This window comes from Shimazuella alba, assembly GCF_009831235.1.
In the GTDB taxonomy this organism is placed as follows: Bacteria; Bacillota; Bacilli; order Thermoactinomycetales; family Thermoactinomycetaceae; genus Shimazuella; species Shimazuella alba.
In genome coordinates, this window is sequence record NZ_WUUL01000009.1 from 40,871 (window position 1) to 53,206 (window position 12,336).

12 protein-coding genes are annotated in these 12,336 nt (G+C 37.5%); 5 read left to right on the top strand and 7 right to left on the bottom strand.

The window, feature by feature from the left end; translation table 11 throughout:
• Positions 1-460 precede the first annotated feature (460 nt).
• Both GSM42_RS13635 and GSM42_RS13640 read left to right on the top strand, forming a co-directional pair.
• Positions 461-736, top strand: a complete 276-nt coding sequence (locus GSM42_RS13635) for a hypothetical protein (RefSeq protein ID WP_160802092.1) — start codon at positions 461-463, stop codon at positions 734-736.
• A gap of 920 nt (positions 737-1,656) precedes the next feature.
• Positions 1,657-1,878: a hypothetical protein gene (locus GSM42_RS13640; protein ID WP_160802093.1), complete on the top strand. Its 222-nt coding sequence runs from the start codon at positions 1,657-1,659 to the stop codon at positions 1,876-1,878.
• A 364-nt stretch (positions 1,879-2,242) separates the two neighbouring features.
• Here the strand turns inward: GSM42_RS13640 and GSM42_RS13645 are convergent, their stop codons facing one another.
• The 4 genes from GSM42_RS13645 to GSM42_RS13655 all read right to left on the bottom strand — a co-directional run bounded on the left by GSM42_RS13645 (position 2,243) and on the right by GSM42_RS13655 (position 4,061).
• Positions 2,243-2,512, bottom strand: coding sequence for a recombinase family protein (locus tag GSM42_RS13645; RefSeq protein WP_160802094.1), 270 nt, complete (start codon positions 2,510-2,512; stop codon positions 2,243-2,245).
• A gap of 251 nt (positions 2,513-2,763) precedes the next feature.
• The gene (locus GSM42_RS20675; RefSeq protein WP_338055308.1) at positions 2,764-2,811 is read right to left on the bottom strand and encodes a hypothetical protein; all 48 of its coding nucleotides are present in this window, start codon (positions 2,809-2,811) and stop codon (positions 2,764-2,766) included.
• A gap of 46 nt (positions 2,812-2,857) precedes the next feature.
• A complete protein-coding gene (locus GSM42_RS20680) occupies positions 2,858-3,106 on the bottom strand; it encodes a recombinase family protein (RefSeq protein WP_237446610.1) in 249 nt (82 codons plus the stop codon).
• 373 nt (positions 3,107-3,479) lie between these two features.
• A complete protein-coding gene (locus GSM42_RS13655) occupies positions 3,480-4,061 on the bottom strand; it encodes a TetR/AcrR family transcriptional regulator (protein WP_160802095.1) in 582 nt (193 codons plus the stop codon).
• 302 nt (positions 4,062-4,363) lie between these two features.
• On the opposite strand from GSM42_RS13655, the gene GSM42_RS13660 reads away from it, so the two are divergent.
• A complete protein-coding gene (locus tag GSM42_RS13660) occupies positions 4,364-5,575 on the top strand; it encodes an MFS transporter (protein ID WP_160802202.1) in 1,212 nt (403 codons plus the stop codon).
• Between the two features lie 1,884 nt (positions 5,576-7,459).
• Here the strand turns inward: GSM42_RS13660 and GSM42_RS13665 are convergent.
• Positions 7,460-7,912: a hypothetical protein gene (locus GSM42_RS13665; RefSeq protein WP_160802096.1), complete on the bottom strand. Its 453-nt coding sequence runs from the start codon at positions 7,910-7,912 to the stop codon at positions 7,460-7,462.
• A gap of 242 nt (positions 7,913-8,154) precedes the next feature.
• On the opposite strand from GSM42_RS13665, the gene GSM42_RS13670 reads away from it, so the two are divergent.
• The gene (locus GSM42_RS13670; RefSeq protein WP_160802097.1) at positions 8,155-9,504 is read left to right on the top strand and encodes a helix-turn-helix domain-containing protein; all 1,350 of its coding nucleotides are present in this window, start codon (positions 8,155-8,157) and stop codon (positions 9,502-9,504) included.
• A gap of 39 nt (positions 9,505-9,543) precedes the next feature.
• Here the strand turns inward: GSM42_RS13670 and GSM42_RS20685 are convergent, their stop codons facing one another.
• Both GSM42_RS20685 and GSM42_RS13675 read right to left on the bottom strand, forming a co-directional pair.
• Entirely contained in the window at positions 9,544-9,777 is a 234-nt protein-coding gene (locus tag GSM42_RS20685) for a hypothetical protein (protein WP_237446611.1), read from the bottom strand.
• A 385-nt stretch (positions 9,778-10,162) separates the two neighbouring features.
• Complete coding sequence (locus GSM42_RS13675) at positions 10,163-11,110, bottom strand: helix-turn-helix transcriptional regulator (protein ID WP_160802098.1); 948 nt, start codon at positions 11,108-11,110, stop codon at positions 10,163-10,165.
• 117 nt (positions 11,111-11,227) lie between these two features.
• On the opposite strand from GSM42_RS13675, the gene GSM42_RS13680 reads away from it, so the two are divergent.
• Positions 11,228-11,650 (top strand): nuclear transport factor 2 family protein, encoded by a 423-nt coding sequence (locus tag GSM42_RS13680; protein ID WP_160802099.1) that lies wholly within the window; start codon positions 11,228-11,230, stop codon positions 11,648-11,650.
• Positions 11,651-12,336 lie beyond the last annotated feature (686 nt).

Genomic DNA, 12,336 nt, shown 5'->3' on the forward strand with positions numbered 1-12,336 from the left:
GCATCTTCTGATCCTCATAAGCTTGGACATTTCCGACGACCTCCTAAAAATACGAGGTATATGTACAGGAAAAAAATAATTTTGTTATTTTCTAATAGTAAGTATACTACAACCACCATTACGTTTTTATCTCATTGTGATACCATTTATTGTTCTACAACGATGTTGATCTGCTCTTTGTATAGCAAAGCTGAACAGACAAAAATAGAAAGTTTTCCCCTTAGATATAAACAACGCCTTCTAGTGATCAAAGACCCGTAAATCTGAATCTAATTGATTGTATAAGCAATGGTTGATTAATTCCTAAATTCCTCTTACTTTCTTCCGAGCGACGTCCTTAAAACGTATTTTTATGGTAGGATTCCAGCCATTTCAAAAAGAACAAGTGCAGCACTCCATAGTATAGTATAATTATTTTATAGAAAAATCAAAATATTCATATCGAAAAGGAGTGAATAGTTTGTTTTTTTTAACCATCATGAGCTTTTTTATATTTGCGATCAGTGGAGTTCAATTGGTATCAGGAAACTATCTGCTAGTTGGTATTCCCGCACTCGTAGTTTCAGGGATGGTTCCGGTTCTATCCTCCATTTTGAGTAACCGACGTACACCAAGTTATAATAGTGACGACGGGTGGGATGATGCCGCTTGGGATGACCCCAGTTGGTATGATGACGATAATCGTGGCTCTTGTGATCCTGGGGGATGCGGATGTGGATGTGGTGATTCGTGCTAAGAATACAGATAGGATCCACAAACAGTACGGAAGGACAACTTGAACATATGTGAAAAACTGAACCGACAGCTATTTTAATCGGTTCTTTTCTTTGATTAGATAGAGTCTTTCATAACTTAATAATGAGAAAAATCATGATAGAAGATAGTAATGATTAATTTTCGCATCAACTTTATCCATTGTTCAAACACCAGTCATAATTGGGTTGGTGTTTCTTCTTGTATATGTAATATCTAATGAACCTTGTCATACTGTAGGTTAACTCTAGAGTAAATATACAGTTGATTTTATGCCCTTGGAGTTGTTTCATTTTGTAATAATATTACATCTCGCCGAAATTTTCCAGAACACATGTTCGCATCTTCTTTATGAAGTGTTTCGCTTTGCAATTCACTATTGTAGGCGGTCTTAGCCCTGAAAAGGTGGTTTCAATCTTCTTCATGAAGTGTTTTGCTTTGCAATTGAAATAGGCAATAATTCGCTAGTAGCTCATCAGGCGTTTCAATCCTCATAATTGAAGTGTTTCGCTTTGCCGCGAGGCTCAAACCCCTTGGTATCACTCGTCCCAAAATAGACTTTCCGAACTCCTAATATTTAGAAGAAACACTCCCTAACGGTATTCCAACAATATCTGCATCCCTTCATCCTCATGGGTTTTGCCGTTTGCGACGAACTTCTAGGAAAAATCCGACCCATAGGTTGTTCGGAAATGGATAAATAATTTGTTATTTTCTAAAGATAGTATACTACAAACTTTATCAAGTTTATATCTATTCCCTGCTATAGGGTTTATAATTTTGAAACATAATAGCAGTTATGTTTACTTAATGAGCCAAATCAGGCATATCTAAATAGCCAATAATAAACATAATTTATTGATTTGGGTAACGAACGGAATGAAACATAATTACTAGGAGGTGATGACATGGAACCGCTACAAGGGTGAAAATATCTGGTATGGAAAAGATAGGACACCATATGCAGGTGTTACCGCTCGGATCGATGCCATCACAACGCGCAATGTACAAATATCATTTGATCGTAATGTGAGTGTCGATCAAATTCTTATCAGCGGTACTGTATTCACCCACAAGCAGTTTCGGTTATATTTTGATCGTGGTGAGCAGTTGAGATTGTTTTGATTAACTGATATATTATTTCCTAGTGATACACCATTCCGGTGTAGCTGATGTGAGGAGTTCACATGGATGGTTCCGGCAACTCTCAGGAGACCTCCAAGCCGAGCGAGGAGCAGTCCGAGAACGCCGGGAAGTGACGTAGAACTTCCCTGACAGTGGCTGTGTGCTTATTCCTTCGAGAGTGAGTGCACAGCCGCTCCACTTTTACGAGACGGTTCCTGCTCTAGTCCGTCAGATAGATTCCATTATATGGTGTGCTGTTGCCCCTCAGTAGCCGTTTGCTGGTTCTGCCCCATATTTAAGCTTCTCTACCCTCTTCATATTTGTTAATAGTTCGATAAAATGTATTTTTCTTCAGCCCAAGCTCTTACATAAAATGAACTGCTGTTATTTCTTCTGCTTTCCATTTCGAATAGAGGGTTTCAAGCGTTGTCTGTTGCTGCTCAATTCTCGGACACCCTAAATGTTTTCCTTTAGCTTTAGCAATGGTAATCCCTTCTTTTTGCCGCTTCTTGATGTTGTCACGTTCATCTGTTGGTTTTCGCTTCTTAGGAGTAGTTTGTTGAGAGTATCTATTTGTTCCTTGTTTACGAGTTACTATAGATGGCCGCATATCGACAGGTGTATCGATAGGCAAGTGTAGGCAATCTCGAATATAGTCAATGATAACATCAGGAATATCGTGACTCTTTGGGAAACATTCTAATTTTCGAAAATTTTTCAGTAAAACCATTGCCTTAAATAAGAATTTTGCACCTCGTGAAAAAGAAGCACAAAGTATATTGCCTCTGAGGATGGAGTATAGATGCGTTGTAGTACTTTTTCCGATAGATTTCGTTTAAATCTGGGATATGCTGTTCGCTCGATAGATACCCTGACAAATTCCCTTTATTTATGTATATAGCGATATACAGTGGTACAAGAAATCTCCATCATTTCGGCAATGTCCTTAATCGAAGTTCATTAGAAGCAAGCGTTTTTATCATTTTTTCTTCTTTCTTCCCAAATTTTGCTGACGACCACCTAACCTCCCTCTTGCACGTGTGGCAGCTTGACCAGCTTCTGTCCGTTCGCGAATCAGATTCCGCTCAAACTCTGCAAAAGAGCCAAATAAAAGAGACATCAGTTGTCCGGTTGCATCGGATCGATCTATCGTAATATTTTCCTGAAGTCTATGAAAACTAATACCGTTTTCGATCAGCTCGTTAACCACATGGATTAAATGATGCATGGTTCTACCTAAGCGATCCAAACGTCATACCAACTAGGGTGCGAACATATTGAAGATTTTCATGCATCCTCTTTGTTTTGTCTATTTTATCTTGAAGAATCTGTTCACAAGCCTATGCCTTTAACGCACCAATTAAAGATCTAAATTTTGATTCACAGTAGCGACACCAGTAATTAGGCATATCAATCTGAACATACATAACTTTACACGGTTTATGCACACAAGAAAGATTTTATTAATCTTTCTTTCTGCTTAGCATGTACAGAAAGCTGTGATTTTCTATACATGCACCTATTACTACATGGCCTTTAGCGATCATAGAAAATCATTACAGAGAGGGCTTCAAGTCGCACATCATAGTTTGTCTCCTGCCTTATTTCAATAACGATAGAGTATTACTTATAGCACTATCAATAAAGGATTGTTCAGGGCGTGATTTCATCAAAACAGTAATCCCGATCAAAGAAACAACAAAGGTTTGCGCTAAGGCTTTGGCATCTAAGTCCCTATGAAATTCACCTGATTGAATCCCTTTTTGTATCATTTCTTGAAAAATGACAGAAAGATACATTTGGTGCTCCCTTGTTAAAATTTCAAACTTCTCATCATGCGGCGCAAGTTCTACCATGGTATTGATACAAAAGCATCCCTTGTTCTGATTCCCTTGATATTCTTCTTCGATTAAGCCCTCAAAAAACGAACGAATCGCATCTTTTACCGACTTGTCAGGTTGAAGTTTTGAACGAATGTTAGAAATATGTAATTTTGTATAGTTACGCAGTGTTGCTTCAAACAATTTTTCTTTGTCGCCAAACGCTGAATATATACTGGGCCGTTGCAATTTCATATTCATAGTCAAATCAGTCAATGATGTAGCGTGATAGCCTTTCTTCCAAAAAACCTGCATCGCGGCATCTAGTGCTTTTTCCTCATCGAATTCACGCTTTCGCCCCATACTATTTTCCCTCCTTTATAATCTCTAAATCTGGTTCCCCATTTTCCCGATATTTTCATTAATAGATATTCAAATGTCTCGGATATAAACATACCGTTTAGTACGAAATATATTAGCAAAAACGACCTTTGATGTCAAATCAGGGACATATATACTTCCCTATCCGACAAGGAATCTGCATATGATCCACTTGACACACGAATCAATATGATTTATTCTTTGGGAACAATTTCATACTAATCGGTATGAAATTTAGGAAGGGGAAAAATAGTATGCGTGTCAAAAAATTATCAATCAATCGAATGAATCACAAAGATACAGAAACAATTTTTTCTAAATCTGCTACCGAATCCGTTATCACACCTTATATGAAAGTATTATTAGCAATCGCTTGTGGATTAGCTGTTGCAAATATTTATTATGCTCATCCGCTACTTGATTCGATAGCATATGATTTTCATATTCATCCCTCCACCATCGGGATTGTAATAACTGTCACTCAAATCTTTTATGCTATAGGTCTGATATTCTTAGTCCCACTTGGGGATATAGTAAACCCTCGTCGCCTTATTCTAAGTCAAATGTTAATAATGTGTGGTGCTCTTGTAGTCATTGGCTTTTCACCTTCTAAGATTATCTTTTTCCTAGGAATCGCTATCATAGGGGTACTAGCGACGATTACGCAAACAATCGTTGCATATGCATCGACTCTGTCTTCGCCATCTGAACGTGGTAGTATCGTTGGTTTTGTGACTAGTGGAATTGTGATAGGTATTCTTTTAGCTCGAACCATTGCTGGTATCGTTGCAGATTTAGAAGGGTGGCGCGCGGTCTATTTTACATCAGCTGTCCTTATGTTTCTGATCGTTATCTTGTTTTCACAAAAACTGCCAAATACAACATTTAAGCAATCTCCTTTGTCTTATCCAAAGTTATTGCGTACTGTACTCTTATTATTTGCTGAGGAAAGGATTTTACTTATTCGAGGCATCTTAGCATTATTTATATTCGCTACCTTTAGTACCCTATGGACTTCCTTGGTGTTACCTCTGAGCGCACCACCACACTCTCTTTCCCATACAATTATTGGAGCTTTCGGCATTGCTGGAGTAGCTGGAGCTATTGCAGCTGCGAAGGCTGGACAGTTTGCAGATCGAGGGCTAGGACAAAGAACCACAGGAATTGCGCTTTTGTTATTAGTTTCCTCATGGGCTCTCATCGACTTGATAAACTACTCTCTACTTGCATTGGTGATTGGAATCATTCTTCTAGACCTCGCTGTACAAGCTGTTCATGTTACCAACCAAAGTTTTATTTTGGCAGTACGCCCTGAAGCAAGAAGTAGACTTACTGCTGCATACATGACTTTTTATTCAATCGGTAGTGCCACTGGTTCAATAACCTCAACAAATATTTATGATAAATTTGGATGGAATGGTGTCTGTCTTTTGGGAGCTTCTTTTAGTGTCATCGCCCTGATATTTTGGATGATTACTCGCAAATCAACGGATTAATTAAAGTAGGGATACCAATGCATGTCTATCAAGTTAATAACAAAATAGTCCCTCCGAAACAATTTATAGCTAATATATATATTATGTTAAAACCAAGTCTAACCTAGACTTGGTTTTAGTGTATGGATTTTTATCTTTTCCACTGCATACTTAACCTTGTGTTTCATAATTGCTTGATTTTTTATTGATTATTTTTCCGAACATGAGCTATAAAACCTTATCGTTATTTGCATTTACAATTATTTCTATCTATTGTGCCGCTTTTGGACCTATCTTGGATGACTCCAAATATACACCGTTCTGAGAGGTTTTGTGACAAATAGTAATGTCATAAGTATATATTTATAAAAGTTTGTATAACGTGTCTTATTCATTGAATAACGATATAAACAACAAAAAAGCTGCAAGTTTTTATCTATGCAACTTTTCTTTGTTTTATATAAACATCATTAGATGAATGTTAACGATGGGGCGGAATCAACACCATGTATTGACCCCGTCCCAAGGTGATCATGGCGTTACTCGCTGAGAACCTTGAGCTTCGCGTCGATCTTTTCCAGCTCCTTCTTGGCAGCCTCAGGGTCAGATCAGCTCAGCTGGATCGCGTCGACTAGAGCAACTCCCTGAAGAAGCATTTCAGCTTCGAGCGGGTTTGCATCCCCCTTCGCGCGTCAGCCTCGAAGATGTGCCGAGTTCCAAGTGCTCTCTAATATATTTAAATCTGAAGATTAAGATAATAATAAGTGCGGATTTGTTTATTTTGCTGTCGAGTCCTTCACTTACTAGAGACTAACGTGCCCCCGACAATATTGATAGTGTGAGCATCTTCAGATTTTTTTCTTTTTCATTCTTCGTTCTTTTCCAATTTTTCATCAATTTGTTATTTAAATGATTTATTGCGTTTTGTTCCAGTTCGATATAGTTCTGTATTTCTTTTTTGATCTCATGCAATCACTCCTTGCAGCCGCGCTGCCTATTTTAGTTGATAATACTGATAAAATCATTTAACCTATTAGATACAGGGCAACCTCAAATGGAGGACTAATGGAAATCGCAACAGGTTTTGCCTTCGGCGTGATCTCTGGTGCCATCGGCTTCTCGATCTTTTTGTCCGTCAACGCTTGCATCAACAAGCTTCGTCGGCGTTGATGAATCGACGAGAGCGTGATCCGTAATTGCTCTTTGTGTCGGGTGATTTCTCCAAAACGGAGAGGTCACCCGGCTCCACGTTTATCTCCTTGTTTCATCTAACCTCACAAAAATAAGTTTCTGTAACTCAGATTGATATGGTGAACTTTATCTTTATCCTCTGTCCAAATCAAGAAGAGGACTTCAGCCATTACATATAGATTTCCATCAGCTAACTTCCTTTGAGATACGGGTTGTTTTGTTTTCCCTATCCATTCTTTGTTTTTGAAGCTATCAATGATGAGCTGGTATTTTTCTTTGGTTTCATCCTCTACCCAAAATGTAACGTCATATCAAGGAACATCCCTAGCAGTACACTCGTTTAAATCCTCTTAATGAGGTGTTTCGCTTTGTAATACTACAAAGCAATTTAACTAGTGGATTATACAAAAGTTTCAATCTTCTTAATGAAGTGTTTCGCTTTGTAATGGAGCGGCTCAGATTCCTAGTTATCACTAATCCAAAAATACAATTTCCGAACACCTCGTCGTCATCACCTAATATCTGGGTAAAAATGAACAAAATCAAATTCTGACAATAGCTGTATCCCTTGATACTTATAGGATTTGCCGTTTCCGACGACCTCTTGGGGAAAATCCCAATGCATAGGGTGTTCGGAAAAGAGTAAGTGATTTTTATTTGCTAAAGCTAACTATACTACAATTTTTCTCATGATTATACCTCATTGATAAACATCTATTGCTCTACAGTCGAGTTTATCTCCTCTATTTCTACTACTTCTCTATCCTTTTGTCTTACATGAGTTGGACAAGCAAATATATCAAAGTTTGCTCCTTGAATATAAACAATGCCATCTAACATCTCAATAACTTTAGTATCCAGCATGGTAAATAGGATGGTTTGTCCATTCTGAGCTTGTATCTGCACCTTACTCACTGTCTTGTCTTCACTTATTGAACGAGCGGGAGTTTCTGTAAGCTGCATCACGATATGCATCTTTTCCCTGTTATCTTGCTTATCAAAGACAGGGTTTAAATCTGTATCTAACCGATACGATGAGCAGTGTTTGATAAACTCCCAAAACCCTCTTACTTTTTTACCAGTACCTGCGACGGTTAGTTGAACTACCTCATCTGGCAGGATCGAAGGGAGTAAAGGATTGTTCCTTTTGTTTGTTTCTTGTTCCATCAATCTGACCTCCTTTGTATTTGCTGAAATGATAAACTAAATAATGGTAATATAATCACTTTTTGTATTTCAATTTGCGAATTAAAATGAGCAGACTAATCCATCGTTATACAATCAAATATGGCTAAAAAACCGTTAATTTATACCTTTATTTCAAAATTAAAATTAAAATGGAAATTATTTGATTATTCATCTATAATCTTGTACGCTATTGATCAAACAGAGATGTCGGAGTGTGAGAAATGAAAACGTCTTATTTGGAAAAAAACGCTGACTTGATCAGCTATCTGATTCGGAAAGAAAGAAGTGCACGAGGTTGGCGCTTAGAGGATTTAGCAGATAAAACCGTATCAGTAAGTACAATCTCCAATATGGAGAACCAGACCGCACCTGTAAAAGAAATCAAAATCATCCACATCATAGAGAAACTAGGGATCAGCAAAAAGGAACTGCCAAAACGAATCGAAGCAGCAACAAAGGAGATCAAGAAGTATCAAAATTCATTAAAGTTAATCGAAGCAATGTTAAATGGACAGAGCCTCTCAGAGGCAAAAGAGAAAATCGACCGGTTTTCCTTAGCCGAATACCATCCGCTACACCCGCTTGTCCTCTATTTCCGAGCATACTATCACTATTACAAACGAGAATATGAGATTGCCGAAGAGACACTTCACCATACGATGAGTATTTGTAAACAATATCATTTAAATCCAAAACCTAATTTTCTTTCTGATTGTTTTTGCCTACTAAGCTCTAGTAGTTATAAAAAAAACAATATAGAAAAGGCTCTAATCTTGGCAGAACAAGGCTTAAACCAATTAAATGAAACTATCCCTCACAATAAAGTGAAGTACATGTTATTAGGAAACAAAATTATTTTTCTTGAAAAACAAGGGGAGAATGCTCAAGCACTCCAACTAGTTCGACAAGTTTGGAACTCCATTCAACAGGTAGAAAGTCATCCGGTAAAACTTAATTTTTATAAATCAAAAGCTAATCTTTTATTAAAAGGAAACCAGTTAGAGGATGCAATTTATTTTGCTTTGAAAGGATTCGAAATTGCACAAAGCAATCCTTGGAATCGCTTCACTTTTGACTTTTTAATGATTTTGGGATTGATCTATCTACAACAAAAAAATTATGATGCTGCAAGTGAATATTTTCACACTGTTATTTGCTTGGATAAAAACATACAATTTCCTCGTAGACATGTAGATGCCTACACCAATCTAGCTATCCTCTATAATAGTCAACAAAACTGGGCTCTGACCAATGATTATGTTACCAAAGCTATTCAAATTGGAAGAGATATCAAAGATATTTATCGTTTAACAAAAGCACTAATTGTTAATGGGTACTTTTATCAATCTCAGCATCAAACTAATGAGGCGATCCCATTGTATACAGAAGCATACTCCCTTGCAAAAGCAAATCGCTTTAAACATAGGCAGTTTAAGGCTTTATTTCACTTGTTAGAATGCCATGATATACTAAAAAATGAGCAAGAATTTATCCATTTAAACAAAGAACTGTTTTATTTGCAAAAGGAAATGGATTGGAAAGGTGATGACGATATATATGTTATTGCATAATCTAATAATGGGTCCAAATGATGACGAAGATATTAACGATTAATTTTCACAATCAAATTTACCGATTTTTCTAACATCAGCTGAGAAGCTGGTGTTTTTTCTTTGTATGTAATCTTTTAAACAATACTGTCCTGAACCTGTTGTAACGAAATTCGTGCAGCCTACAATCATAACTTCAATGTGTTTCAATCTTCTTATTGAAGTGTTTTGCTTTGTAATCGCGCGGGTCAAATACCTTGGTATATCTAGCTTCAAAATAGGATTTCCGAACACCTCGCCAAAAACTCCTAATAACTGGAATAAAAATCGTTAAATCTGAATTCTGACAATGACCAAACCCATTGTTATACATAGAGTTTGACGTCTCCGACGATCCCTAGGGAAAAATCCGACGCATAAGATGTTCGGAAAAATAGCTGAATTTATCGATTTGTAAGACAAGTATACTATAATCATTTGGAAATTTGCAGCCGAAGTTTTAGGGGTTTAAGGAGTAAACAACCAGAAAACGGTAATAGACTTTAAAGGATGGTAAAGCAGCTATATTTATTTGCCCCTATTCTATCAGCTAAATCTACTGATCAAATATGACCGATTTATTGGAAGTCTCTAGCATGTAAACTATCCACTTCAATAATCAAAGATTTGCATATATAGCTCAGACATACTGCTGCCTCAGCATCTCGATTTTTTGTTTGATATAGTTTACAGCTTCTACAGGTTCTATAATCTTGGCTTCCTGCCCTAATCCCCAGATCATTTCCACATAAAAATCCAGATCCTTTTTGGGGATCACAGCTCGAACTGTGCCACTTCCGTCCTCATTACTATCAACAGTATCATCGAACCAACCATTTGATTCAATTTTTTTACATCCTTTGGATGTGATATTTACGACTAAAGTGATTTTTTCCAATCTGTTTTTTTCAGGGGCATCCCAGTCAAATACAGATCTTTGATCTACATCTTCTCGGAAAGAGATAGATTCGTTTAAGCTCGCAAAGAGAATGCGATCTGCACGGAAAAGTCTATATGTTTTACGCAAAAAACAATAAGCTGGACAATACCAGTATCCCTGACTAGCATAGATTCCGATCGGTTGAATATCCCTTTCTGTTACTTCAGCAGCTGAACTGTATCTGATCGTCACGACTTTTTGAAGCATGATAGCTTGTAATAGAGTTTTGAGGTTTGCAGAAGACATAGATCGATGAGGACTCCAGATTACTATTTTGTTTTGTAAACGATCGATTTGCCTTCTCACGTCATCAGGTAAATAATGATAAAACTTAAGAAGTGCCGAGGTCATCCCATCTTCAAATGGTAACGAACCGAAATACTGCAAGGATTGAAAAGCGAAAAACATCGCAACTGCTTCACTTTCCAGAAAAGCTATAGGTGGGAGCATCCTTTCTTGTAACAACCTATAGCCGCCGCCACGTCCCTGAACGGAGTATATGGGAAATCCTATTTCACTTAAATCTTGTAAATCCCGGGAAATGGTACGTGCAGACAATCCAAATTCATCCGCGAGCTCTCGAACTGTAACATTCTTTTTTGCGTTGATCACCATCATGAGTTGAATAAGCCGCTGTGATTTATGCAAAAATATCCTTTCCTTTTCGAATCGTTTTAGTATTAAATAAGACAAGAATTGTCTTATTTTTATGTTACAGTTTATCTGCAATCAACAAATAAGACAAGAAAGTAGTGAATAAAAACTATGGGTAATAAAAAAGAAACAACTAATCTAGCAACAGAATCCATCCAAAGCCGAACTAGTCAGGCTTTTCAGGCTTTCCAGAGAGCATTTGAAAAAGGCCAAGTAAACGAATTTCTTTCGCTTGTCACTGAGGATTTTCATTTCTTTGTTCCGTTACCTTTCGAGGAATGGAAAGAGGAACAACGAGGCAAGCAGCGATTGGAGGAACTAGTTCGCTTTGAACGCGAAACCTTGCAGTTGCAATTAACTCCCTTAATCGAACTGGAAGATAGGAATCATGGCATCGTGGTGTTCCGTGCAGAAGGGACTTTGAATAATGCGCCTTATAGTAATGAACTCAACGTTGTATTTGAGTTCGAGAATAACCAAATTCGATCATTTCGTGAATTTGTAGGCATGCCGCTGATGAACTATCAAAGTTAGCAAGGCTAGAGACTATACTATTTTCTTAGCATTTATTGGGAACTTATGAAAATTTTAAGAAGAAAACACTCATATGGAAAGATAAGTTCAAACTCTTATTGAAGTGTTTCACTTTTTAACAATGGTGGAAAAATCATATACAGGTTACCACAAACCGTTTCAATCTTCTTATGAAGTGTTTCGCTTTGTAACCGCGCATGTCAAATCCTTTGATCCATCTAACCCCAAAATAAAAGTACATCGTATATATGTTCTAGGCAGATGGAAGTTTAGTAAGTGATGCCCTCAGTAGGCACTTTGGAGTGGGTGTCTACCGAGGACGGATAGGATTTAAAAAGACCAAAGGTCACACTTGCGCATGACTCGCTCGAATTCACTGCGGTCATTCAAGTTATTTCTGAGATCCCTTTCCAGAATCTCACTCGAATTGTAAAAGCGCTTTGTTACGGAATGCTTTCGCATGTCAACAAGAAAGCCGTCCATGGCCTCTTGTCGGTTGCCTGTATCCCAAACCTTTAGTGCTTTATTGGTGCACAGATCCACGTACTGGCTAGCAGGGTTTCAAAAGGCACTTGTTTATCCTTTCCTGTTATCATCGTAATTTCACTCATATTAATCACGAGCATCTGCCATTTAGCAGATAACGACGATCTTTTATATTTTATCATAAAAAGGAGTCCCATAAG